The 23,799-nt window shown below is 64.9% G+C and carries 26 protein-coding genes; 9 read left to right on the forward strand and 17 right to left on the reverse strand.

The window, feature by feature from the left end; translation table 11 throughout:
* Positions 1–277: 277 nt before the first annotated feature.
* From EN824_RS32500 to EN824_RS32515, 3 genes are all read right to left on the reverse strand, one after another.
* Positions 278–1,918, reverse strand: a complete 1,641-nt coding sequence (locus EN824_RS32500) for an ABC transporter substrate-binding protein (protein ID WP_127277689.1) — start codon at positions 1,916–1,918, stop codon at positions 278–280.
* Positions 1,919–2,329: 411 nt separating this feature from the next.
* Positions 2,330–2,833: a protein-export chaperone SecB gene (gene secB / locus EN824_RS32505; protein WP_127277690.1), complete on the reverse strand. Its 504-nt coding sequence runs from the start codon at positions 2,831–2,833 to the stop codon at positions 2,330–2,332.
* A gap of 387 nt (positions 2,834–3,220) precedes the next feature.
* Positions 3,221–3,718 (reverse strand): FxsA family protein, encoded by a 498-nt coding sequence (locus EN824_RS32515; protein WP_127277700.1) that lies wholly within the window; start codon positions 3,716–3,718, stop codon positions 3,221–3,223.
* A 199-nt stretch (positions 3,719–3,917) separates the two neighbouring features.
* Here EN824_RS32515 and EN824_RS32520 point away from each other — a divergent pair, with 199 nt between their 5' ends.
* The 4 genes from EN824_RS32520 to EN824_RS32535 are packed head-to-tail and all read left to right on the forward strand — an operon-like array spanning position 3,918 to position 6,639.
* The gene (locus tag EN824_RS32520; protein ID WP_127277701.1) at positions 3,918–4,625 is read left to right on the forward strand and encodes a Tim44/TimA family putative adaptor protein; all 708 of its coding nucleotides are present in this window, start codon (positions 3,918–3,920) and stop codon (positions 4,623–4,625) included.
* A 21-nt stretch (positions 4,626–4,646) separates the two neighbouring features.
* The gene (locus EN824_RS32525; RefSeq protein ID WP_135867789.1) at positions 4,647–5,744 is read left to right on the forward strand and encodes a murein transglycosylase A; all 1,098 of its coding nucleotides are present in this window, start codon (positions 4,647–4,649) and stop codon (positions 5,742–5,744) included.
* Complete coding sequence (locus tag EN824_RS32530) at positions 5,744–6,274, forward strand: Smr/MutS family protein (protein ID WP_127277692.1); 531 nt, start codon at positions 5,744–5,746, stop codon at positions 6,272–6,274. The genes EN824_RS32525 and EN824_RS32530 overlap by 1 nt, the downstream gene beginning before the upstream one ends.
* Positions 6,271–6,639, forward strand: a complete 369-nt coding sequence (locus EN824_RS32535; RefSeq protein WP_127277693.1) for a helix-turn-helix transcriptional regulator — start codon at positions 6,271–6,273, stop codon at positions 6,637–6,639. The genes EN824_RS32530 and EN824_RS32535 overlap by 4 nt, the downstream gene beginning before the upstream one ends.
* A gap of 180 nt (positions 6,640–6,819) precedes the next feature.
* Here the strand turns inward: EN824_RS32535 and EN824_RS32540 are convergent, their stop codons facing one another.
* From EN824_RS32540 to EN824_RS32560, 4 genes are all read right to left on the reverse strand, one after another.
* Positions 6,820–7,068 (reverse strand): hypothetical protein, encoded by a 249-nt coding sequence (locus EN824_RS32540; protein WP_127277694.1) that lies wholly within the window; start codon positions 7,066–7,068, stop codon positions 6,820–6,822.
* A gap of 376 nt (positions 7,069–7,444) precedes the next feature.
* Complete coding sequence (locus EN824_RS32550) at positions 7,445–8,059, reverse strand: transglutaminase-like cysteine peptidase (RefSeq protein WP_127277695.1); 615 nt, start codon at positions 8,057–8,059, stop codon at positions 7,445–7,447.
* A 161-nt stretch (positions 8,060–8,220) separates the two neighbouring features.
* Entirely contained in the window at positions 8,221–9,498 is a 1,278-nt protein-coding gene (locus EN824_RS32555) for a polyhydroxyalkanoate depolymerase (RefSeq protein ID WP_135933103.1), read from the reverse strand.
* Between the two features lie 304 nt (positions 9,499–9,802).
* Positions 9,803–10,171 (reverse strand): septal ring lytic transglycosylase RlpA family protein, encoded by a 369-nt coding sequence (locus EN824_RS32560; protein ID WP_127277697.1) that lies wholly within the window; start codon positions 10,169–10,171, stop codon positions 9,803–9,805.
* A gap of 309 nt (positions 10,172–10,480) precedes the next feature.
* Here EN824_RS32560 and EN824_RS35450 point away from each other — a divergent pair, with 309 nt between their 5' ends.
* On the forward strand, positions 10,481–10,666 hold the full coding sequence (locus tag EN824_RS35450; protein WP_189522260.1) for a hypothetical protein: 186 nt from the start codon (positions 10,481–10,483) through the stop codon (positions 10,664–10,666).
* A gap of 94 nt (positions 10,667–10,760) precedes the next feature.
* Here EN824_RS35450 and EN824_RS32570 read toward each other — a convergent pair whose 3' ends face one another.
* From EN824_RS32570 to EN824_RS32585, 4 genes are all read right to left on the reverse strand, one after another.
* Positions 10,761–11,558: an ATP-binding cassette domain-containing protein gene (locus EN824_RS32570; RefSeq protein ID WP_135933104.1), complete on the reverse strand. Its 798-nt coding sequence runs from the start codon at positions 11,556–11,558 to the stop codon at positions 10,761–10,763.
* Positions 11,559–11,565: 7 nt separating this feature from the next.
* Entirely contained in the window at positions 11,566–12,342 is a 777-nt protein-coding gene (locus tag EN824_RS32575; RefSeq protein ID WP_135933105.1) for an ABC transporter permease subunit, read from the reverse strand.
* Positions 12,339–13,496 (reverse strand): FMNH2-dependent alkanesulfonate monooxygenase, encoded by a 1,158-nt coding sequence (ssuD, locus tag EN824_RS32580; RefSeq protein ID WP_127873553.1) that lies wholly within the window; start codon positions 13,494–13,496, stop codon positions 12,339–12,341. Before ssuD ends, EN824_RS32575 begins: the two co-directional genes overlap by 4 nt.
* Before the next feature lie 76 nt (positions 13,497–13,572).
* Positions 13,573–14,526: a sulfonate ABC transporter substrate-binding protein gene (locus tag EN824_RS32585; RefSeq protein ID WP_127873552.1), complete on the reverse strand. Its 954-nt coding sequence runs from the start codon at positions 14,524–14,526 to the stop codon at positions 13,573–13,575.
* 281 nt (positions 14,527–14,807) lie between these two features.
* Here EN824_RS32585 and EN824_RS32590 point away from each other — a divergent pair, with 281 nt between their 5' ends.
* Positions 14,808–15,095 carry a GIY-YIG nuclease family protein gene (locus EN824_RS32590; RefSeq protein ID WP_127281040.1) on the forward strand — a complete coding sequence of 96 codons (288 nt, stop codon included), beginning with the start codon at positions 14,808–14,810 and terminating at the stop codon, positions 15,093–15,095.
* 158 nt (positions 15,096–15,253) lie between these two features.
* On the opposite strand, the gene EN824_RS32595 is transcribed toward EN824_RS32590, so the two are convergent.
* The 4 genes from EN824_RS32595 to tauA all read right to left on the reverse strand — a co-directional run bounded on the left by EN824_RS32595 (position 15,254) and on the right by tauA (position 18,275).
* Complete coding sequence (locus EN824_RS32595; protein ID WP_127873551.1) at positions 15,254–15,442, reverse strand: hypothetical protein; 189 nt, start codon at positions 15,440–15,442, stop codon at positions 15,254–15,256.
* A gap of 19 nt (positions 15,443–15,461) precedes the next feature.
* Positions 15,462–16,322 (reverse strand): ABC transporter permease subunit, encoded by an 861-nt coding sequence (locus EN824_RS32600; protein WP_135933106.1) that lies wholly within the window; start codon positions 16,320–16,322, stop codon positions 15,462–15,464.
* Complete coding sequence (locus tag EN824_RS32605) at positions 16,319–17,092, reverse strand: taurine ABC transporter ATP-binding protein (RefSeq protein WP_135933107.1); 774 nt, start codon at positions 17,090–17,092, stop codon at positions 16,319–16,321. Before EN824_RS32605 ends, EN824_RS32600 begins: the two co-directional genes overlap by 4 nt.
* A 169-nt stretch (positions 17,093–17,261) precedes the next feature.
* Positions 17,262–18,275, reverse strand: coding sequence for a taurine ABC transporter substrate-binding protein (gene tauA / locus EN824_RS32610; RefSeq protein WP_135933108.1), 1,014 nt, complete (start codon positions 18,273–18,275; stop codon positions 17,262–17,264).
* 321 nt (positions 18,276–18,596) lie between these two features.
* Here tauA and EN824_RS32615 point away from each other — a divergent pair, with 321 nt between their 5' ends.
* Positions 18,597–18,935, forward strand: coding sequence for a hypothetical protein (locus tag EN824_RS32615; protein ID WP_135933109.1), 339 nt, complete (start codon positions 18,597–18,599; stop codon positions 18,933–18,935).
* A 94-nt stretch (positions 18,936–19,029) separates the two neighbouring features.
* On the opposite strand, the gene EN824_RS32620 is transcribed toward EN824_RS32615, so the two are convergent.
* Positions 19,030–20,151, reverse strand: a complete 1,122-nt coding sequence (locus tag EN824_RS32620; protein WP_189522261.1) for a helix-turn-helix transcriptional regulator — start codon at positions 20,149–20,151, stop codon at positions 19,030–19,032.
* A gap of 551 nt (positions 20,152–20,702) precedes the next feature.
* Between EN824_RS32620 and EN824_RS32625 the strand changes: the two genes are divergently transcribed.
* Together EN824_RS32625 and EN824_RS32630 are read left to right on the forward strand one after the other, a co-directional pair.
* On the forward strand, positions 20,703–21,959 hold the full coding sequence (locus EN824_RS32625) for a YadA-like family protein (protein ID WP_245521063.1): 1,257 nt from the start codon (positions 20,703–20,705) through the stop codon (positions 21,957–21,959).
* 127 nt (positions 21,960–22,086) lie between these two features.
* The gene (locus EN824_RS32630; RefSeq protein ID WP_245521064.1) at positions 22,087–22,683 is read left to right on the forward strand and encodes a hypothetical protein; all 597 of its coding nucleotides are present in this window, start codon (positions 22,087–22,089) and stop codon (positions 22,681–22,683) included.
* A 72-nt stretch (positions 22,684–22,755) separates the two neighbouring features.
* Here the strand turns inward: EN824_RS32630 and EN824_RS32635 are convergent, their stop codons facing one another.
* Positions 22,756–23,400 carry a LysE family transporter gene (locus EN824_RS32635; protein ID WP_189522262.1) on the reverse strand — a complete coding sequence of 215 codons (645 nt, stop codon included), beginning with the start codon at positions 23,398–23,400 and terminating at the stop codon, positions 22,756–22,758.
* Between the last annotated feature and the right edge of the window lie 399 nt (positions 23,401–23,799).

Raw genomic sequence — 23,799 nt, forward strand, 5'->3', positions numbered from 1 at the left:
GGGCCCCAGCTCATCCACGGTTTAAGCCACCTGAGGGGTGACGGGCTCTCGACCGCCGCCACGGATCAGGCAAGCACCTGGTCCGTGGCACCCTCAACAATGCACGATTCCAAACACACAAGGGGTGTTCCAGCTTGGCGATGCCGGAAAGATAGGCGCGGACTCAAAGCTTTAGATACGAAGGCCTCGCTCCGTGGCGCACCCCTCATCCGTCTTGCCGCTTCGCGGCAATCCACCTTCCCCCACAAGGGGGGAAGGAAGAGGCGCCGCGCTAGCCTCAGCTTTCAATCCAAACCTTCTCGAAATGCTGCTCAAGCGCCTGGTGCTGTTCGCAGCCTTCGACGCCCTTGCGATAGGTCCGGTAGACCGAGCGCCAGTAGGGCTGGATGATGATGCCGCTATCGCGCAGATTCTGCTCGATCTTGGCCATGATCTCCTTGCGAGCCTTGGCGTCCGGCATGGCCAACGCCTTGTCGAGCAGCGCGTCGAATTCCTTATTGGCATAGGCGCTTTCGTTCCAGGCGGCGCCGGATTTGTAGGCCAGCGCCAGCACCTGGACGCCGAGCGGGCGGCCCAGCCATTCGGTGCAGGAGAAGGGGTATTTGCTCCAGTCGTTCCAGAAGGTGGCGGCGGGCAGCACGGTGCGCTTGATCTTGAGGCCCGCCTCGCGCATCTGGGCGGCGATGGCGTCGCCGGTGCTCTTTTGCCATTCGACGTCGACCGAGATCAGCTCGTACTCGTGGTCCGCCTTGCCGGATTCGGCGAGCAGCTTCTTGGCCTGCTCGACATCGCGCTTGGCCGGGCCGATATCGGCAAACTCAGGATGCATGGGGCCGACATGGTGGTTGTCGGCGGGTTTGCCCCGGCCGTCGAGGCCGAGCTTCAGCACGGCGGCATTGTCCACCGCGAGCTGGGCGGCGCGGCGCACCTTGACGTCGTCATAGGGCGCATTACCGACATTGAAGCGGGCGACGATGGTCGAGCCGGTGGCGATCTCGGAATTCTTCAGTCCCATCTTGTCGGTCTGCGCGACGGCGTCCGAGGCGGTCTCGTGGTCGGTGTCGATCTCGCCGGATTCAAAGGCAGACAGCATGGCGTTGGGGTCGGAGCCGTAATCGATCCACTGGATGCCATCGAGATGGAACTCGCCCTTCCACCACGGCTTGTCCTTGCGTTTCACCTCCGCACCCGTCTCGGCGTCCCATTTCACCAGCTCGCAAGGACCCGTGGTGATCGCCAGCGCCTTCATGGGGTCGCCGTCGCCGTCATAGGAGCGGTGCATGATCAGCGCGGGATAGTCGGCCATGCCGGCGATCAGCGAAATGTCGGGCTTCGGCAGATTGAGTTTTATGGTGAAGTCGTCGACCTTCTCGATGCCGCCATCGACCACCTTCTTGGTGTCGGCATTGACCAGCGCGCCCATGCGCGCGGCGACCGAATTGCCGGCGACGCCGGCCTCGCACCAGCGGGTGAGGTTGTGGACGACATCGTCGGCGTTGAAGGCGTCGCCGTTCGACCAGGTGATGCCCTTGCGCACATGCAGGGTCAACGTCCTGGCGTCGTCGCTCATCTCCCACTTTTCCAGCAGCCACGGCTCGAACGAGAAATCGGTGTTCCAGCGCACCAGATATTCGTTGCAGTGGCGCGCGACATTGGACATTTCGACACCGTCGAAGGTGCGCGGATCCTTGAAGCCCTTGACGTTCATGGCGACGCGCAGGGTGCCGCCCTTCTTGGGTTCGGCGGCGCGGGCCGGGGCCGCGGCGATGCCGCCCAGGGCAAAGGCGCCGGCGGCGCTGACGCCGAGGCCAGCCATGAGCGCCAGATATTCGCGGCGGCTGATGCCGCCCGTCTTGAAATCCTCGGCGACAGGTCTGGCTTGCGGGTGGAGCTTGCGGTCGGTCAGCATGAATTTCATCATCGTTCCCTCTTTTGTTGGGCGTCCCGACCGATCGCCAACGCGGGGGGCTGCGACTGCCGGGACGCCTTTGCCTGAGGGCGCGATGATAGGGCTGGGGGATCGAGGGGAGTGTTCTGGAATCCGCAGGACTTGTGCGGTGCTCCGCTCGCGACTTCGTCATCCACGGGCGGAGCAGCCGCGCAGCGGCGTCGCGCAGACCCGAGGATCCATGCCGCGACCTTGCCGACTGGCGCAGCGGAGCAGAACCTGGACCGTGGCAACGCTTCAGAGTCCCGGCATGGATCCTAGGGTCTGCGCCGCGTCGCTGCGCTCCTTGCTTCGCCCTAGGATGACGAAGGGAAGAGGCGGCCCCACAACAAAAAACCCGGCGAGGCCGGGTTTTTCAAAGCGATCCCTGTCAGCCGAGCGTCAGCTCACCTTGGTCTGCGAGGCGGCCTGGTCCTCGGCGATCTTCTGCTGGAACATCTGCGCGAAATCGATCGGGTCGAGCATCAGCGGCGGGAAGCCGCCATTGCGCGTCGCCTCGGCGATGATCTGGCGGGCGAAGGGGAACAAAAGGCGCGGGCATTCGATGAACAGGATCGGCAGCATGTGCTCCTGCGGGAAGCCCGAAATGGCGAAGACGCCGCCATAGATCAGCTCGACGTTGAACAGCACTTCCTGGTCGAAGGAAGCCTTGGCGTTCAGCGTCAGGTTGACGTCGAATTGCTTGTCGGAGAGCGGGTTGGCGTTGACGTTGACGTTGATGGCGATGCCGGGCGCCTTGTCGCGGCCGCGCAGCGAGTTGGGTGCGCCGGGGCTTTCGAAGGACAGGTCCTTGACATACTGGGCCAGCACGTTGAGCGACGGCTGCGCCGCGCTGCCATTGCCGTTGCCGTTGGCGCCGACCGGCGCGTCATCATTGCTGGCCATGAGCCGATATCCTTTTCCCCTGGGCAGTCTCGCTCACCGAATTGAATCGGGGCTGACCGAATTGAAATCGGGCGTTCGCTACCATGGCCGGCATGACAAGACAAGGTTTGCCGCCTTGTGGCCTTGGGCGATTGGGGCGGACGCTTCGTGCGGGGAAGATCATCGCCGGAGGCCAGCGCCGCCCCTCACCTGCCTGCCGGCATCCTCTCCCCGTACAGTGACGGGGAGAGGGGGTGCTGTGTCCGATGATTTCGCCAATCATCAACGTTGGAAGGATGCGGCCGGCGTTGCGGCCAGCCTCTTTCTCCCCGTCACTATACGGGGAGAAATGTCCGGCAGGACAATGAGGGGCAGCGCCGACGTTCGGGAACAAGCCGCAACCGCGACCTAATCGTCCTTCAGCCGCCGCCAGGGCGAATTGTGGTCCGGGCCGCGCTTCAGGTCGTCCTCGCGCGAATAGTCGCCGTCTTCGAGGTCGATGACCTTGTCGCGCTGGCGGCGGAAGCCGCCGGTGGAGAAATTGCTGGCCACGACGATGCGGCCCTTGAGCCTGCTCCAGGCGAAGTCGCGCACCGGCGGCAGGAACAGGAGCAGGCCGACAATGTCCGTGATGAAGCCGGGGATGATCAGCAGGATCGCGGCGACGACGATCATGGCGCCATGGGCGAGCTGGCGGCTGGGGTCGTGGCCGGCGGCCATCTCGGCGCGGATGCGGGCCATGACGCCGAAACCCTGGTGCCGCAGCAGAAGCACGCCGGCGAAGCTCGAGGCCAGCACCAGGCCGACCGTCGCCAGCGCGCCGACCTCACGGCCGACGACGACGAAACCGGCGATTTCCAGCAGCGGCAGCGCGAGGAGAAAGAAGGGAAGCAGCGAAATGCGCAAGTCTTTACCGACCATTCGATTGTTTTGGCCCGCCGGCGACCAATCGCCGCTGGCACGGAGGCTGTTAGATAGGTATGCCTGCCTTTGATTTGAATGATTGCGCCTTGCGTTCTATATGCTTTGAATGGTGAACGCTATGCGACCGCGGCCTGTCGGCTTGACGGTCCGGCCTAGAGGCAGGGATTGATTGGCGGAAAATATGGGCTTCTTCGACTTCGGCACGATTTTCTTCCTGATCGCGGCGGTGGTGATCTTCTTCCAGCTGCGCAACGTGCTGGGCCGTCGGACCGGTAGCGAGCGGCCGCCCTTCGACCCCTATACGGCGGCGCGCACCGACAAGGAGGCCACGCAGAAGCCCGAAAACGTGGTTTCGCTGCCGCGCAAGCGGCTGCCCGGCGAGGCGGCGCCGGCCGACGCCTATACGGCGATCGACGCCTTCGCCAAGCCCGACACCGACCTCAACAAGGGCCTGCGCGCGATCAAGGACAACGACCCGTCCTTCGATCCCAAGGGTTTCGTCGACGGCGCCAAGATGGCCTATGAGATGATCGTCATGGCCTATGCCGACGGCGACCGCAAAACGCTGAAGAACCTTTTGTCGCGGGAGGTCTATGACGGGTTCGTCGCCGCGATCGGCGAGCGCGAGGCCAAGTCGGAAAAGATCCAGTCCTCCTTCGTCGGCATCGACAAGGCCGACATCGTTTCGGCCGAGATGAAGGGCGGCGAGGCGCATGTGACGCTGCGCATCATCAGCGAGCTGATCTCGGCGACGCGCGACCAGGCCGGCGCCGTCATCGACGGCGATCCGGAAACCGTGGCCGAGGTCAAGGATGTCTGGACCTTCGCCCGCGACACGCGCTCGCGCGATCCGAACTGGAAGCTCGTCGCCACCGAAGAAGAAGACTGAGCCCGGAACAGGCGGGCTCCGGTGTCGCTGTCGCCTCTCCTTGTTGAAAGGTCCTTCGGCGACCTGCCCGGCTGGGGCGGCGACGACCATCTGCCGGCCTTCGAGGCGTTTGCCCGTTCCGCCTTGCATGTGCCGATAAAACCCTATCGCAGCGGTGCGCTGGGCGTCGATTTCGGCGCCTTCGCCGAAGCCTATGCGCAAGCGCGTGGCGCCGCGCCGGCGAACCGATCCGAGGCCCGCGCCTTCTTCGAGCGCCATTTCGTTCCCATGCTGGTCCGGCCGGAAACCGGCGCCGGGCTCGTCACCGGCTTCTACGAGCCGCAAGTCGAGGCCTCGCCGGTGCGGACGGCGCATTTTACCGTGCCGCTGCTGTCGCGGCCGGCCGATCTTGTCGACGTCGACGACGCCAACCGGCCGGCCGGGATGGATCCTTATCTCGCCTTCGCCCGCCGGGCCGCCGACGGGCTGGCCGAATATCCCGACCGTGGCGCGATCGAGCGCGGCGCGATCGCCGGCCAGGGACTGGAGATCGCCTGGCTGGCCGACAAGGTCGATGCCTTCTTCATCCATGTGCAAGGCGCGGCGCGGCTCGCCATGACCGACGGCCGGCTTTGCCGCGTCACCTACGCCGCCAAATCCGGCCAGCGCTTTACCGGGCCCGGCAAGGTGCTGAGCGAGCTGGGGGAAATCCCGCTGGCGGACGTGACGATGCAGTCGATCCGCGCCTGGTTCAAGGCGCATCCGCGGCGCGTCGACGAGATCCTGTGGCGGAACCGTTCCTACATCTTCTTCCGCGAGGCCGCGGTGGATGACGCCGCGCTCGGGCCGATCGCGGCCGCCAAGGTGCCGCTGACGCCGGGCCGCTCGATGGCCGTCGACCGGCTGCTTCACACATTCGGCACGCCTTTTTACATCGACGCGCCGACGCTCACCGCCTTCGACAAAAGGCCGTTCCGGCGGCTGATGATCGCGCAGGACACCGGCTCGGCCATCACCGGACCGGCGCGCGGCGACCTGTTCGCCGGCTCGGGGGATACCGCCGGCGAGATCGCCGGCGTGGTGCGCAACGCCGCCGATTTCTACGCGCTGGTGCCGCGCGCGCTGGCCGGGGGCGCATGATGAGCAAGCGTCCGGACAAACTCAGCGAGGACGACCGGGTGCTGTGGAACCTGGTGGCGCGCACCGCCAAGCCGCTCAAGGGCCGCGCCGCCGTCGACATTCCGGACATGGCCGTCGATGCCAGGCCGACGCCGTCGCAGCCGGCCCAGCCCGCCGCCGGCCCGGCTGGCGCGGCAAAGCCGAAGGTGCAGCATGTCACGCACCGGCTCGACGAGCCGACGCTGGACAAGTTGCAGAAGGGCCGGTTGCCGATCGAGGGCCGCGTCGACCTGCATGGCATGACGCAGGACGAGGCCTATTCGCTGCTGTTCTCGTTCCTGCACCGGGCGCATGCCGGCGGCGTCCGCTATGTGCTGGTCATCACCGGCAAGGGGTCGTCCTCGGGCGGCGACGGTGTCTTGCGGCGTGCCGTGCCGGCCTGGCTGTCGACGCCGGCGTTCCGGCCGCTGGTCTCCAGCCACGACCATGCCGCCCGCAACCATGGCGGCTCGGGCGCGCTCTATATCAGGCTGCGGCGGGCGCGCTCATGACGCCGTTCGGCGAGAAGCTGCGGGCGCTGAGAGCCGAGCGCGGCGTCAGCCAGAAGGACATGGCCGCGGCGATCGGCGTCAGCGCCGCCTATCTCTCGGCGCTGGAGCATGGCCGGCGCGGCGCGCCGACCTGGACGCTGATCCAGAAGATCATCGGCTATTTCAACATCATCTGGGACGATGCCGAGGAGCTGGCGCGGCTGGCCGAAGCCTCGCACCCGCGCGTCAGGCTGGACACGTCGGGTCTTTCCCCCGCCGCCACCGAACTCGCCAACCTGTTGGCCGAAAACATCGAGAAGCTGGATGAGGCGGACTTGCGCCGCATCACAGGATCGATCCAGGCGGCCTTGGGCCGGCGATCCTAGAATTGCAGGAAAAGTGCGTAGCGGTTTTCCCGAGAAGCGCGTAGCGCTTCCCCTTGGGAATTGCGTAAAAACAAAGAGTTAGAGAATCGGTTCTTTGCTCCGACTTTGCGACGGCCGAGCGATCGCCGGTCGCAAGAACAGCGCCCGCCGGCGAGTAGCCGACGGGCAGCCATGGTGAGATCAATTCTTGCCGGCCGTGCTGCCGCCATTGCCGCCACGGCCATGGTCGCCATGGTTGCCATGATCGCGGCCGCCATTGCCACCGCCCAGGCAGTCCGACGCGCCGGCGGCGCCGCAACAGCGGCCGCTCCACAGGTCGTTGAGGCTGGTCTTGGCGCAGCTTGGAATGGTCTGCTCGGCCAGAGCGGATCCGGTCAGGGCCGAAACGGCAGCGGCGGCGAGAAGGGTGTTGCGCAGGAAAGCAGTCATTTGAAGTCTCCATGGTTTGGGTTTCTATCGTCCACGGCTGTGTGTCGCCGGGCGAACGGAAATGGTTCACGGAGGGATGCGGAAATTTTTGGAATGGCTATGCGAGACGCCCGATCGGCGATGTCAGCGCCGCCCCTCATCTGCCTGCCGGCATCTTCTCCCCGTAGAACAGGGAGAAGGTCGCTGTGGCAACCTCGCCACCCTTCCTGTACCGCTGACAATTGGCGAAATCGGCGATGACGGCGTCTTTCTCCCCGTCACTATACGGGGAGAAATGCCCGGCAGGGCAATGAGGGGCGGCGCCGACCTGCGCCAGGGGTAAGCGGAAGACACTTTCGGCACGAGACATACCGCGTTCGAACCGCGGCGCTCTTTGCTACTGCACCGAGCCCACCAGAACCTGCTGGCCGCCGCGGATCGAGACCCAGCGGCCGGTGTTGTCGATCGCCTGCCGCTTGAGGAAGCGGTAGCCGGTCTGGTCCCAGGGCTTGACCTTGTCGGTCAAATTGTCGAGCACATAATCGCCGCCGTCGGTGCGCACCGTCAGCACGGCGTGACCTTCGCCGTCGGGCTTGCGCACCACGGTTATCAAGAGATCGGCGAGCGAAACGCCCATGCGGGACAGCTGGCGCCGCTTCTCCAGCACATAGTCCTCGCAGTCGCCGACGCCCTTGTCGGGATAGGCCCAGACCTCGTCCGTGCCATAGATGTCCATGTCGCTCATCGGCTTGACTGATGCATTGACCCTGGCGGTGACGTTGAGCAGCTTGCGCATCAACCCGTCGGTCAGGGTGGCCGGCGCGAGGCTGGCCGGACGGATCGAACATTCGCCCGGATGCTGCTTGCAGAAATCGTAGTGGCCGATCGGCTGCGAGGTGAGGCCACCGGTCGCCATCGCGTCCGAAGCCCAGGCCGGTGCCATCCAGCCTCCCGTTACTGCCAGCCCGGCTGCCACGCATACGCGCAGCCTTCGCATGGTTGAGGAATTCATTGTCCCCGCTCGCCCTGTTGTTAACGAAACGTTAAGGGCGATTTACACTCCGTGTCAATTACGACGTCGGGTTGATTTGCAGCATGGTTACCCGCGGGGAGGGACAGCGGCACTTGTGCAACAGAATCGGACCGCCGGCCCGGCTCCGTTTCTAGAATTGCCTACCGCTTGGCGGTGCGGACCAGCTTCGGCTTCACCGCCACCCGGTTCTGGCGGCCATAGCTGGTGATGAAGTCGACGATGCGCGGCACGATCTCGGAGCGGAAGCGCGAGCCGTTGAAGACGCCGTAATGGCCGACCGCCGGCTGCATGTAATGCGCCTTCCTGTCGGCGGGGATGTTGACGCACAGGTCCTGCGCGGCCTTGGTCTGGCCAAGGCCCGAAATGTCGTCGTTCTCGCCCTCGACCGTGAACAGGGCAACGTTGCGGATGGCGGACGGATCGATCCTGGTGCCGCGATGCGTCATCTCGCCCTTGGGCAACGCATGGCGCACGAAGACGGTGTCGACGGTCTGCAGGTAGAACTCCGCCGTCAGGTCCATCACCGCCAGATACTCGTCGTAGAAGTCGCGGTGCTTTTCTGCATTGTCGCCATCATGCTTCACAAGGTGCATGAAGAAGTCCTTGTGGGCGATGATGTGGCGGTCGAGGTTCATGCTCATGAAGCCCGAAAGCTGCAGGAAGCCGGGATAGACCTCACGGCCGAAGCCCGGCACCGGCCAGGGCGCGCGCATGACGACGTTGTCGCGGAACCAGTCGATGCCCTTTTCCTCGGCCAGCAGATTGACCGCGGTCGGGTTGCGGCGGGTGTCGATCGGTCCGCCCATCAGCGTCATCGTCGAAGGGACGAAGGGGTCGCCGCGCGTTTCCATCAGCGAAACCGCCGCCAGCACCGGCACGGAAGGCTGGCACACCGCCATCAGATGGGTGTCCGGACCCAGCGTGTGCAGCATGTCGATGATGTAGTCGATATAGTCGTCGAGATCGAAGCTGCCATCGGCCAGCGGCACCATGCGCGCGTCGACCCAGTCGGCGATGTGGACATCGGCATAGGGCAGCATCGCCTCGACCGTGCCGCGCAGCAGCGTCGCGTAATGACCCGACATCGGCGCCACGATCAGCAGCTTCGGGTCGGCCTTGCGTCCGGCGGGAACGGCGCGCTCGAACCGGACGAGATTGCAGAACGGCTTCGACCAGATGGTCTTTTCGGTGACCGCGACGCTCTTCCAGTCGACCACCGTCTTGGCCAGGCCGAATTGCGGCTTGCCGTAGCGGCGCGTGGTGCGCTCGAACAGTTCGGCGCCGGCCGCGATCGATCGGCCCCAGGGTGTGTGCGAGACCGGATTGAGCGGATTGGAGTAGAAGAGCCGGACAGCGTCGGCATAGAGCCGGGCCGGCTGCAAGGCGGCATGGTTCATTTCGTATAGCTGGTAGTACATCAAGAACCCCGCTGCTGCCTCGACCGAAGGGACGACGAGCAGCGCCGAGCCTTGAATGTCACGCGGGGAGGTTAACAACTAATTGCTGCGATGCAATACGTCACGTGGCGTGACCAATGCTTCTTTCGTCCAAAGCCTTGAAAACCGGCCCCAGACGGCACAGCCGGCTCAATGTGCGCCGCCGAAATGTGTAGGATATGTGTCAGGCCACCGCGCCGGACACCTGACCATGATCGCCGAAAAATACCCGCTTTGCGCGGCTGAGCCGCGGTCCGGGAGTGATCATGGTCAAGAGACGGTCAAATCAGACGCGCGCCATGCAGACCGAAGTCTGGCCGGAGCCGATGAAGCCGAGCTGGCCGGCGGCGCCTTTCGACAGGTCGAGCACGCGGCCCTTGATGAAGGGACCACGATCGTTGATGCGCACGACGACGCTGCGGCCGTTGTTCTTGTTGGTGACCCGCAATTTGGTGCCGAAAGGCAGCGTGCGGTGGGCGGCGGTCATCGCCGAGGGGTTCATGCGTTCGCCCGAGGCGGTCCTCGAGTGCAGCGCGTACCAGGAAGCGCGGCCGCACTGGCCGGCGGCGGCGGTCGCCGAAGTGGCGGAGGCGCCGACCATCAGGCCAGCAGCGATCGTTACCGCGACAAGCGCGGTCTGTTTTGGGGTCTTCATATTTGGGGGATGGCTCCGTTTTTGACAGACCCCAGCCGTTAGGTCGAGAATAAGGCAGGAAATGCGGCAGTGATCTGGCGGTTCCATGGCGAGATCACACGTTTGGAGTCACCGGGTAACAGTCTGTCAGGGATTTTCTCGCGCGCCAGGATCAGTTTTCGACCCTATTTTGATCGGCACGAAGGACTTCCATGACAAGATTAGATGTTGATCTTCAAATAGAAACCTGTGCGATCTGACCACTTCCTTCGGCTCTTTCATCGCGGCGATAGTGCCGCAATCGATCGACTTGAAAAGCGGGATCCAAGAATGAGACTGATCAAAAATCTGCTGGCCTTGATCGTGCTGGCCGTCGGTGCGCTGTGGTCGCTGCAAGGCATCGGCGTGGTCGGCGGCAGCTTCATGACCGGCCAGTCGCAATGGCTCTATATCGGCCTCGCCACCATGCTGATCGGCCTGGCAGGGCTGGTGTGGGCAAACCGTGGGCTTCGATGAAAGGTCGACCCCCACTCCGTCGAAGCGGCGACGGAGTGGGGGAAGCCGCTCGTCAATCGCGCCGCCGCCACAGGCCTAACCGACCGCCGCGGCCCTAACCGAACAGCTGGTCCAGAATCCTGCCTTCGAGGCGGGCAAGCTCGGCGGAGCCGCGGCGGCGCGGCCGTTCCACCGGCACATCCAGATCGAGCGCGATCCTGCCGCCGCTTATCACCACCACCCGGTCGGCGAGCGCAACCGCTTCGGCGACATCGTGCGTGACCAGCACGGCGGTGAATTTCTGGGCTATCCAGATACGCTCCAGCAATTGCTGCATCTCGATGCGGGTCAGCGCGTCGAGCGCCCCGAGCGGCTCGTCGAGCGCCAGGACCTGCGGGTGACCGACCAGCGCGCGGGCCAGCGCCACGCGCTGCTTCTGGCCGCCGGACAGCACCGAGGGCCATTCATCGGCTCGGTCCGCGAGGCCGACCTTGCCGAGAATGTCGAGCGCGCGTTGCCTCGCTTGCGTGCCGGAGGCGAGGCCGGTCAACCCGACCTCGACGTTTTTCACCACGCCGGCCCAGGGCAGCAGGCGCGGCTCCTGGAACATGAAGCGCGTGCGGCTGTGGCCCTCTTCCTCGGCCCCCAGCGTCAGCGATCCCGAGGTCGGCCGGTCGAGCCCCGCGAGCAAGCGGAGCAGCGTGCTCTTGCCGCAGCCGCTTTTGCCGATGACGGCGACGAACTGCCCGACCGGCACGTCGAGATCGATGCCGTCGAGAACGGTCTTGTCGCCAAAGCGTTTCTCCACGCCCTTGAAGGCGAAGGCACGCCTGCCTTCGACCGATATCGCCGGGCGCGCTGGCGCTGGCGTGGTGACAAAGGAGCGGACGGCGGTCAGACTGGCGGCTGGCATCGAATACTCATCCGTTCTGAAAGGCGGGATGCCAGCCGAGCGACAGGCGCTCGAGCAGGCGGGCGAGACTGTCGGCGAGCTTGCCGAGCAGCGCGTAGATCAGGATCGACAGCACGACGACATCGATCAGCAGGAACTCGCGCGCCTGCATGGCCATGTAGCCGAGCCCGGAGCTGGCCGAGATGGTTTCGGCGACGATCAGCGTCAGCCACATGATGCCCAAGGCGTAGCGCAGGCCGACGAAGATCGCCGGCAGCGCGCCGGGCAGGATGACGCGGAAGAACAGCGCGCGCCGGTCCATGCCGTAGACGCAGCCCATCTCCACCAGTTGCGGGTCAACGCTCTGGATGCCGAGCAGCGTGTTGACGTAGATCGGAAAGAACACGCCGAGCGCCACCAGGAACAGTTTTGCTTCCTCGTCGATGCCGAACCACAGGATGACCAGCGGAATCAGCGCCAGGTGCGGAATGTTGCGGATCATCTGCAGCGTGGTGTCGGTCAGGCCGCGGCTGAGCGTCGACAGCCCGTTGGCAAGGCCGAGCGCGAAGCCGATCGAGCCGCCGACGGCGAAGCCGGCCAGGGCGCGCGCCGTCGAGACGCCGATGTTGCGGATCAGTTCACCGGACAGCGTCAAACGCCAGAAGGCCTCGGCGACGGCGCTTGGTGCCGGAAGCACGTTGGCCGGCATGACGCCGGCGCGGGACGCCACCTCCCAGCCGGCAAGCACCAGCACCGGCAATAGCCAGCCGATGCCGTTCCTGCGCAGGTGCGTGGAAAAGCTCATGACGCGGCCTGCAGGCGGGCCGCGCCATGGAAGCCGACCGAGAATTCGTTGGCGATGTCTTCGCGCGGTTTGAGCCGCCTGGTACCAAGCCCGAGCTTGGGGAAGAGCAGTTCGGCGACGCGATAGGCTTCCTCGAGATGCGGATAGCCGGAGCCGATGATGGTGTCGATGCCGATCGCCTGGTACTCGCGAATGCGGTCGGCGACCTGCTCCGGCGTGCCGACCAGCGCGGTGCCGGCACCGCCGCGCACCAGCCCGACGCCGGCCCACAGATTGGGCGAGACGACCAGCCTGTCGCGGCGGCCGCCATGCAGTTCGGCCATGCGGCGCTGGCCGACCGAGTCCATCTGGTTGAGGAACCGCGCCTGCGCGTTCTCGATCTGCGCATCGGTGACGTGGCTGATCAACCGGTCGGCGGCGCGCCAGGCTTCATCCTCGGTTTCGCGAACAATGAAATGCAGCCGGATGCCGAAACGCAGTTCGCGGCCGCGCAATGCCGCCTTCGCGCGCGCCGAAGCCAGCTTTTCGGCGACCTGCGCCGGTGGCTCGCCCCAAGTGAGGTACATATCCACCAGGTCGGCGGCAAGATCCTGCCCGGCGTCGGACGAGCCGCCGAAATAAAGCGGCGGCCGCTCCTGTGATGGCAGAAGGTCGAGGCGGCCATTCTCGACGCGGTAATATTTGCCGTCGAAATTGACGCGCTCGCCGGACACCAGACCGCGCCAGATGGTCAGGAATTCATGCGCCTGCGCATAGCGCTCGTCATGTGGCAGGAAGACGCCGTCGCCGGCAAGCTCGGCCGGATTGCCGCCGACCACGACATTGAGCAGCAGGCGGCCGTTGCTCAGACGGTCGAGAGCCGCCGTCTGGCGCGCCGCGAAGGTCGGCAGGGTCACGCCCGGCCGCAGCGCGACGAGGAATTTGAGCCTTTCGGTCAGCGTCGCCAGTCCAGTGGCGGTGATCCAGGAATCCTCGCAGTTCTGTCCGGTCGGCAACAGCACGCCGGGGAAGCCGAGCCGGTCGACTGCCTGCGCGATCTCCTTGAAATAGCCGAACTCCGGCGGCCGCTGCTGCTGCTCGGAGCCAAGATAGGAACCGTCGCCATGCGTCGGGATGAACCAGAAGAAATCGAGTGGCTTGGCTGGCGTGGTCAAGGCGGCCTCCTGGAGGTCAAAGGCACAATGGCAACGGCGCCGGGCGTTCCTCCACCCGGCGCCGCGTGACGAAAAATCAATTGCCCGGCGCTGTCCAAACCGCGTCGGAAATCCGCACCGCCTTGGGGATCAGGCCAAGCTTGTAGAAGCGGTCGGCGGTAGCCTGCTGGCCGGCAACGATCTCGTCGGTGATCGGAAAGATGCCGAACTTGCTGCGATTGGCGGCGATGGTCTGTGCGTCGAGCGGCACGCCGGTCACCTCATGCAACGCCTCGGCCACCTTGTCGCGATTCTGGTCCGCCCATTTCGCCGCCTCGCCAAGCGCGGCGATGGTCGTGGTGACGATTTCGGGATGCGCCTTGGCGAAATCCTTGTTGGCGAGGAAATAGGTGTTGACCTTGAGCACCTCGCTGGAGCGGGCCAGCACACGCGGCTGGTAGCGGGTTTCGGCGATGGCAAAGAAGGGATCCCAGACCGCCCAGGCATCGATCTGGTCGCTGGCGAAGGCAGCGGCCGCATCCGCCGGGCTGAGATAGACCGGCGTGATCTGATCGAAGGCGACACCTGCCTTTTCCAGCGCGGCGACGAGAAGATTATGCGCACTGGTGCCCTTGCCGACGCCGACGCGCTTGCCCTTGAGGTCGGCGACCGCCTGGACCGGCGAGGCCGGCTTGACGAAGATCGCCTCGCCTTCGCCATTGGACGGCAGCGCCGCGGCATAGACGATGTTGGCGCCGGCCGATTGACCGAAGATCGGCGGCGCGTCGCCGGTCCAGCCGGCATCGATGGCACCGACATTGAGCGCTTCGACCAATGGCGGCCCGGCGGTGAACTCGACCCACTTCACGGTAACGCCCTTGTCGCCGAGCGCCTTCTCGATCACCTGCTGCTGCCTGGCGATCACCGGCAGGCCGGTCTTCTGGTAGCCGATGCTGAACTGCTTCAGGTCCTGCGCGGCGGCGCCGAACGACGGCACGACTGTCGCGGCCAGAAGGCCAATGCCGAAAACGCGTCTCGTCAGATTGAACATGATCCCTCTCCTTCAATGCGCGCGGCAGGAAATGTCCTCACCGGTTGGAAGATGGATCAGGCTAGGTAGTTCTATAAATTTAGTAGAGAAATAATTTTGCGAGATGATTGTGACGGGCGGAATTTTTTTCTACGGCACCTATACCTTCGTCATCCTAGGGCGAAGCAAGGAGCGAAGCGACGCGGCGCAGACCCTAGGATCCATGCCGTGACTTTGGTCGTAGAATGCGACGGATCAGAAACGACGCTTACACGCTCACTCACCCGGATTACGCTTCAAACATGACCGGCTATGTCTACATGACCGCAAGCCAGAAACGTGGCACTATCTACATTGGCGTCACCAACGACCTCGGCCGCCGTGTACCCGAGCACAAATCTGGCCAAGGCTCAGGCTTTACCAGTCGCTACGGCGTGCAACGCCTTGTCTGGTACGAAGAGTATTTCGACATCACTGATGCGATCCAACGTGAGAAGTCCCTGAAACGCTGGCCACGCCAATGGAAGATCGAGCTGATCGAGAAAGCTAATCCGGAATGGTTCGAACTCTTTCGCGGAACTGGGTGGTGAGCCGTTTTTGCACCGTTGCAACGCACCACAGTCGCGGCATGGATCCTAGGGTCTGCGCGCGTCGCTTTGCTCCTTGCTTCGCCCTAGGATGACGAAGACGTGGAGGCTAGCGCGAAAGATCGCTAACGCTATGCGTCGGTGCGCCAACCGCCAGCCACTCACTGCGACCAGTACTGCCAGGCCCAATAAAAGCTCTCGTCGCGCGGCGGCAGGCGGTCGTGCCCGGCGCGGAGATGGACCGGCGCCGGCGAGCGCGGGCCGTCCTCGTTTGCCGCTTTGTCGTCGGCGGCAAGGCCGAGCAGCCAGGAGCCGACATGGGCAAACAACACGGCGGTGGAATGGGTCATCGTCATTCTCCTTTTCCGATCATTCACGCCCCGCCCACGGGACGAGCACGCGCTCGATCCGGCGGATGGTGAATTCGAGCACGAAGGCGATGGCCGCGATCACCAATATGCCCATCACCACCACGTCGGTGACGAGGAATTGGGCCGCGGACTGGATCATGAAACCAAGGCCGCGCGTCGCCGCCACCAGTTCGGCCGCGACCAGTGTCGACCAGCCGGCGCCGAGCGCGATGCGCAGGCCGGTCAGGATCGAGGGCAGGGCGCTGGGCAGGATCACGTGGCGGACCACCTGGGCGCGCGTCGCGCCAAGCGAACGCGCGGCGTTGATGCGCTCCCGCGAGACGCCGCGGACGCCCGAGGCGGTCGACAGGGCGACCGGCGCCAGCATGGCGATGGCGATCACCAGGATCTTCGACGGCTCGCCGATGCCGAACCAGATGATGACCAGCGGCAGATAGGCCAGCGGCGGGATCGGCCGCAGGAATTCGAGCAGCGGATCGAAGATGCCGCGCCCCACCGTGCTGATGCCGATGGCGAGCCCCACCGGCACACCGACCAGGATGGCGGCGGCCAGCGCGGCAAAGACGCGGCCGAGGCTGGCGACGACATGCTGCAGCAGCGTCGCGTCGACGAAGCCGTCGCGGATGACGACGACGAACTTGTTCCACACGGCGAGCGGCGAGGGCAGGAACACCGGCGACACCAGCTGCAGGCGGGCCGACAGCGTCCAGAGCGCCAGCACCGCCAAGATGGTGACGGCGCTGACCATGCGCGCCGAAACGCCGGGCCGTTTCGGCCGTTGCCTGGACCAGGGCACCGACAGGCCGTCGGTTTCTTCTGTCTTGGAACCGGGCCGTTCCGTGTAGGAGGAAATGGTCATGCCGCCTCTCCCTCGAAGATCGCGTCGGTCAGTTCGCCGCGCGCCGCCGCGAAGGCCGGGTCGGCCTTGATGGCGCGAATGGGCTCGCCGGAGGCATAGCGCCGGGAGAAGCCCGGCTCGAAGGTTCGCACCACGCGTCCGGGGCCGGGCGCCAGCACGACGACGCGGGTGGCGAGCACCAGCGCTTCCTCGATGCCGTGCGTCACCATCAGCACGCCGGCATGGCTTGCGGTCCAAAGGTCGAGCAGCGTCGTCTGCATGCGTTCGCGCGTCAGCGCGTCGAGCGCGCCGAGCGGCTCGTCGAGCAGCAGGAATTCGGGTTCGGCGGCGAGCGCGCGGGCGAGGCCGACACGCTGGCGCATGCCGCCGGACAGCTCCCAGATGCGCTTGTCGCCGGCATCGGCGAGCTTCACCAGCTCCAGCAGCCGGTCGGCGCGCCGCGCCCGTTCGGATGGCCTGACACCGCGCAGCCGCAGCGCGAAGGCGACGTTCTCGCGGGCGGTCAGCCAGGGAAACAGCGCATCGTTCTGGAACACCACCGCCCGGTCCGAACCGGGTCCGGTGATCGGCTGGCCGTTGATCGAGGCCGTGCCGCGCGCGGGCGTGATCAGGCCGGCGGCAACGTTGAGCAGCGAGGTCTTGCCGCAGCCGGAGCGGCCGACAAGAACGACGAAATCGTCCTTGGCAACTGCGATCGAGACCCGCTCGACGGCGGGCGCCGGCTGGCCGTCATAATGGATGGAGATCTTGTCGAGCACGAGATGCGGCATGGGCCCCTCGCCGAGCAATTCCAGAAAAGTGTGAGGCGGTTTTCCGTCCGGATTGCGTCAGGGATGAATCGGTTCGGTAAAATCCGCCTGCCCCGAAACCGCGCCTCGTCAGCGGCTCCGAGACAGGCAACGCACGACGTCAGGGAAGGTGAGCCGCGCGTTTAAGCCGTCAGTTCGAGGCCAGCGCCTCGGTGACGTATTTCGACGTCACGTATTTCGAGTAGTCCGGCAGCACGGCGTCGACCTTGCCTTGCTCCTTGAGGAAGGCGGACGCGGCCGCGACCGCCTTGACCGTGCCGCCGCCGAGGAATTTGTCCGAGGCCTGCTCTTCAAGCGTCGGGAACACATAACCCTTCAGGAGCTCCGGCACTTCTTCCAGCTTGGCGCCGGTGAGCCTGGCGATCGACGCGGCCTGCGGCGACGACACCGACCAGGCGTCGGGCTTGGCGAGATATTCGGCATAGGCTGATCCCGTCACCTTGACGAAGTCGCGCACGGCTTCCGGATTCCTGTCGGCGAAGTCGGTGCGCACGATCCAGGCATCGAAGGTCGGCGCGCCCCAGGCGGCGACCTGCGAGGAATCCAGCACCACCTTGCCCGATGTCTTGATTTGGCCCAGCGCCGGATCCCAGACATAGGCGGCATCGATATCGCCGCGCGCGAAGGCGGCGGCGATTTCCGGCGGCCTGAGATTGAGGATCTGGACCGACTTCGGATCGACATTCTCATGCTTGAGCGCGGCAAGCAGGCTGTAATGCGTCGTCGACACGAACGGCACGGCGACCTTCTTGCCGGCGAGGTCGGCGACCTTCTCGATACCGGCGCCGTTGCGGGCGACCAGCGCTTCCGACGGCCCGATCAGGCCGACCACGAAGATGGTCTGGATCGGCAGGTCGCGGCTGGCGGCGGCCGCCAGCGGGCTCGAGCCGACATAGCCGATATCGACCGAGCCGGAGGCGACCGCGGCGATGACGTCGGCGCCGGAATCGAATTTACGCCAGTCGATGCTGGCCTTGGTGGCCTTTTCATAGGCGCCGTCGGCCTGCGGCACTTTCGAGGGCTCGATCACCGTCTGGTAGCCGATGGTGATCTTCAGGTCATCGGCCATGGCCGGAGCGAGGAACGCGGCGCCGGCAAGGGCCGCGGAAGACAGGAGAATGATGCGGCGTGAAATGCTGGACATGAAAGGCTCCTTGAAAAAGGGGAAAACCGGATTGCCCGTTCATAGTCAGCTAATTCTATGGTTCTTGTAGAGTTAAATCCTTCCAAGGAAGAAGGGCTTGTTGGAAAAAAGCTGCCGATGAGAGGGCGCCGAGGCGGAAAGGGCGGCTCCGGCGCCCACCCTGACGTCGCGGCACGGCGTCGGGGGGCGAAGTCGTTGGGCTGGGACCGTCACTGTCCACCGAACGGTGGATGACCCGAAATTCCTTTCGTGGTGGTCTGCGTCTCCCTCTGACCCCGATCCGATTGGGCACCCATAAATCTCAAATGCTTGGAGAATACGATGACAATTGAGGATGATTGCGAATGCAATACAATTTGCCCGCAATACCAGCACTGTATTTGTATTTATCACCACGACGAAGGATATTGTGACTGCACTTGCGGGCCGCTGCAGATCCTATCCGAGCGCGCCGCAAAGCGGCCGTCGCACAGCATTATAAATATCTGCGTAAAGGGTGCCGAATTGTCGGCCGTGGCGGCGTTCCTGAGCAGGTACAGCGAGGAAGAATTGTTCATCCCGGCCGCGCGCGCGAGGACGAAAATCTCGCTCGAGATCAAAAAGACAACGCTTGCCAGCGTGATCGAGCACATTGGTTTGCGGGTCGGACTGCCTGGTTGAAATGAATTCCCGCGACGGGGCCGCTTGAGTTCTTTGCTGGTTGCAACCGGCCCGCGCCGTATGTCTCCCCGCAGCCCGGGGTCTGCTCACAGGGCTACGCCACGCCAGCCATGGGCGACGCCAGCGACGCGGCGAGCTGAACCAGCTCGGCCTGTCGCCGCACCCCGGTCTTCTCGAACAGCCGCAGCAAATGCGTCCTGACCGTGCTCCGGCCGATATTGAGGGCATCGGACGTCTCCTCCACCGTGCGGCCCGCCGCGATCTGCTCGAAGACGCGCGCCTCGGCCGGCGTCAGGCCGAACAGCGCCGCGACCAGCGCGGTCGGCGCGACAAAGGGCGTATCCGCGCGTGCGACAAACACCGCCGCCACCACGCTGGCATCGAACGCCCCGCGCCCCGGACGCAGCGGCAGCACGTGCAAGGCTCCGGCCGAGCCGTCCTTCCAGCGTATCGGAACTCCCAGTCCCTTGCGATCGATGGCGCTTTCGTCCTGTGCCGCCTGCGATACCGCGACGGCCAGCGCGCTGGACACGGCGGCGACCCTGGCGCTGAGAACTCCGTTGCGGATGTTCAGCAACTCGCCCGTGGCGACGATGTCCTGGGCAGCTGGATTGGCATGCACGACATGCAGATCGGCGGTGGTGAGAAGGATCGGCGCCGTCAGCGTGTCGAGCACCGTCTGGAAGGTCGACCGGGCAATCGCCGCCATGTCCAGCAGCCGGTTGATCGTCGCGGCGCGCTGCAGATGCGGGATCAGCAATCGGGCGGCCTCGATCTGCAGATCGCTGATGGGAGCGGCATCGACATGGCGGCTGAAGGACAGCGAGCCTAGACCACGCCCATCCCGCGCGAGCGGCAGCGCCAGGGAATCGATCATGCCTTGCGGTTTGCCGCACTCCACGAAATAGCGGTTCGTCGTGGTGTCGAGGTTGGGATTGAGCTGGCTCAACACCGCCGGCCGATCCATCGGCAGCGAGCCTACCACCGCCATGCCACCCCATAGCTCGACGATTTCAGCGCCGTAGCTGGCCATCCGGTCGACATAGGGCTGCGGGATGTTGCTGGTCACGTTGACCAGCACCTCGCCCGACGGCAATGCTTGCAGGCGGATGGCGGCGGTCCCGAAGCCGAGCGCGATGCGCATCTCCTCGATCGCGACGGGCCAGCGCGCGGGATCGATCGCGGCGTCGTAGATCAGCCCGATCAGTTCGGACAACTGAGCCATCGAGAAGGCAGAACGCATCGCCACCATCCTTGCCGCACGGCAACAAAATCCTTGCTGTACCGCAGCAAAATTAAAGCATGATCCGGATCGGGCAAGCCCTTTGATCATCTCCCGACGGGGATGGTCATCCGGCCCCGGGCGCTACCATCGAACTCCGGCCGTCGCTATCCACCGAATGGTGGAAGACGCGGCATTCTCTTTGTGTTCGGTTGCCCCCCGTCGGGTGCTGCGGTCCTGCGCGGAATTCGAGGGCGTCGGTGTTTGCAAGGCGAGTGCTGTTCGGGGACGGCAGCACAGCCGCCAAGTGCGCAACTGCTTGATTGTCAGCCCAGCCATGGACGGAGCCTCTCCGACCGGCCCGGCCAGCGTGCGGGACCGACAGCGCCGGCAGGGGACTTGGTGGATTGTCTGGCAATGAAGCGAGGGCTTTGGGCGTGATTGCAGAAACGATTGGATGCGTGAGCGTATTGGAAGACGCCGCTGCCGAGACAATAAGCGAAACAGTCGCGACAAAGTGCCAAGGGCGAAAAGGCAATGGACTAATGTCGGCCGCGACGGCGGTTTTCGGTGGACTGGCATCCTCCCAAGTGCCCGCCCTCGGGACGGCAGTGATGGTGGCGATCGCGGCCACCGGCTTTGTCGCCTTCACGCCGGGCGCAGCACGCGCGGGAGTCATCTGCTCGGATTTCAATGGTGTGGACGGTGGAGCAGCCTATGCCGGAGGCTCGACCCGCTCCACCGCATGCGGATATTTCGCCAACAGCAATGGCGATTTCTCGACAGCTATGGGCGATAGCGCGGGCGCCATTGCGGACAACAGCGTGGCGCTCGGCTACCTCGCTAACGCGGGCGGTTACTATGACCCCTATGGCAGCCCCACTATCAACTATGAGAATTCGAACACGACAGCCATCGGCGCCGGGGCTCAGGCCGGGGCCCGAGGGGCGGGCGGGTCAAATGCCACCGCCATTGGCGCTTCGGCTAAAGCGCGCGCTTTGAACTCCACCGCGCTGGGCGCGGGTGCGACCGCCCTCCAAGACAACTCCATGGCGATCGGAGCGGGCGTTACGGCGACGCGCGAAAATCAGGTCATGCTTGGCACGGGCAGCAACACCTACACGCTGGCCGGGATCACTTCGCAGGCGAGCACGGCCGCGCAGGCCGGCCCGACCTATCTGGTGACGACAGACGCCGGCGGCAATCTGGCGGCGTCGACATTCGATGTGGCCACGCTTACGAATTTGCCTGCACAGGTCGCCCAGAACGGCATCGCCATCGCCGATCTGAACAGCACGGTGAGCAGCCACACGACGCAGATCACCGCCAACACCACCGAGCTCGCCGACCACGAAACGCGCATCGCCAACAACACCTCACAGATCAGCACCAACACCCAAGAACTCGCCAATCATGAGACGCGTATCACCAACAACACCAACGAGATCGCGGATCTCGACACCAGGGTGACGACCAACACCAGCAACATCACCCAACTCGACGGCCGCGTCGGCGCTCTCGAGGCCGGCCTCCAGGGCCTGGATGACCAGATCAGCGAAAACCGCACGGAAGCCCGTGCCGGCACCGCGCTGGCTCTGGCCACGGCGGGGCTGCGCTATGACGACAGGCCGGGAAAATTGTCGCTGGCCGGCGGCTTCGGCAACTTCAAGGACCAGTCGGGCCTGGCGCTCGGTCTCGGCTACAATCCCAGTCTGGATTTCCGGCTCAACGCCGCCTTGTCGGCGACCGCCAATCGCGGCGATGTCGGCGTCAGCCTCGGGGCTTCGTGGACGCTGAACTGATCACGAGTGCGAGGGGGCCGCTGGCGGCCGCGTTCCCACAGACGCGGTCGCCAGTATCGCCCGCCGCCGGCTCGATTGCGACTTCAGAGGTCACATGAAGCGCCTAAACTCTTCAGCAACAGGGCGGATGACCCAGGCTGCGGTGGCAGCCTTGCTGTCGGCCGGCTTGATGGCGGCATCCCCGGGCGTTGCCTGGGCGCAGACCAAAAAGGCCGAGAAGGGCGACAAGGTCCGCGCGACCCACCCGGCCAGCATCGACCGCAACGGCGTGCTGATCCTGATCCGCGGCCCGCTTCTGGCGCTCGACCAGGCCAACAAGACCGGCAACTACACGATGCTGCGCGATCTCGGTTCACCGAATTTCCAGGCCAACAGCGCCGCCCAACTCGGCGACATCTTTGCCAACCAGCGCAAGCAGGCTCTGAATTTCGGCGCGGTCGCGGTGCTGGAACCGCAACTGACCCTGCTGCCGCAGATCGAGCCGAACGGCATGTTGCACATGGCGGGCTTTTTCCCTTCGGTCCCGATGCAGGTCAATTTCGAGCTCCTGTTCGAGCCGGTGAACCGGCAGTGGAAGATCTATGGCGTGTCGGTCAACCTCACCTCGGGAGCACCGCAGGCGCCCGATACGCCCGCCGCCGGACAGCCGAAACCAGACGAGGCCGGCCCACCGCCGGACGCGCCTTCGATGGAGGTGCAGCCGAAGAAGCCGATGAAACCCTGACGTCCGTCGCGCATCGCGCCGGGGCCAGGGCGGTTCCCAAGGGAAAGCGCTCACACTTTCCGTGGAATTGCCCTATGGCAGCAATCCCACGCGCAGCGCGCTTGCCAGCAGGGACAGCGCGAAGACGAACAGACCCGAACTGAAGCCGAGATTGACGTAGCGCAGGCCGCGCGCGCTCAGCCGCTTTCGCAGATGGTTGGTGGCCAGCGTCAGCGTTGTCCACCAGCTTGCCGAACCGATCAGCACGCCGGCCGATACAAGCGCCAGGGTTTGCCAGGACGGCAAGCCCGCCCCCAGGATCCCCGGCGTGAGCGTGAGGAAACCAAGCAGTGTCATCGGGTTGCCCAACGTCCAGATCAGCCCCGTCAGATAGGCCCGGCCCGACGGCATACGGCGCTGCAGGGACGTGTCCAGCGACGGTGTCAGCCGCGCCGCCGTTGCGGCCATGTAGAGCAGGAACATGCCGGCGCAGAGCTGCAGCCATACGTGCCATCCCATCAGCATGTGCGCCACCGCCCCGAGCCCGGCGGCGGCCATAGAGGCATAGACCGAATGTGTGGTCGCCGCGCCATAGCCGGTCGCCAGACCGGGTACGATGCCGCCGGCGATCGTGCGCTGCACGCATAAGAGCCCGGTGGGACCGATGGGCGCGGCGACCGCGAACCCCAGCAAGGCGCCCCGCATCATGTTGAGGAGAAGTTCCGGCGTGCCCGACATGCTGACAGATCTTCCTTTGACCGCACGTCGTCGGGGGAGCCCGGCCAGGCAACAGCCTGGGCCAGATGCCAGCCGTGGCCGGCCACGGTCACCCGTTTTCGTGAGCTGCTTCGACATTCTTCCGGTAGGACGGCCGTTGGCGGGGCTGACAAGCCAGTCGTCTTGAATCTCTCCAAGTATTAGCGAAATGTAATGTTCCGTCTCGCGCTATAGAGACGGCGTTCTGTCCCGTGAGTTGAAGACCTGACCGATGCGCCGGCGCATTCACTGGCGGTGGAGAAAATCTAGAATTCTCCTGATGCGCGTCACATGCTTTTGAATTCAGTCCAACCTTAAGCCGACGCACCCAATCACGAAATGGTCGTCGCGGCGTCCACCATTTGGATTAGGCTTGACACC

The organism is Mesorhizobium sp. M8A.F.Ca.ET.181.01.1.1 (assembly GCF_004792025.1).
Taxonomy (GTDB): Bacteria; Pseudomonadota; Alphaproteobacteria; order Rhizobiales; family Rhizobiaceae; genus Mesorhizobium.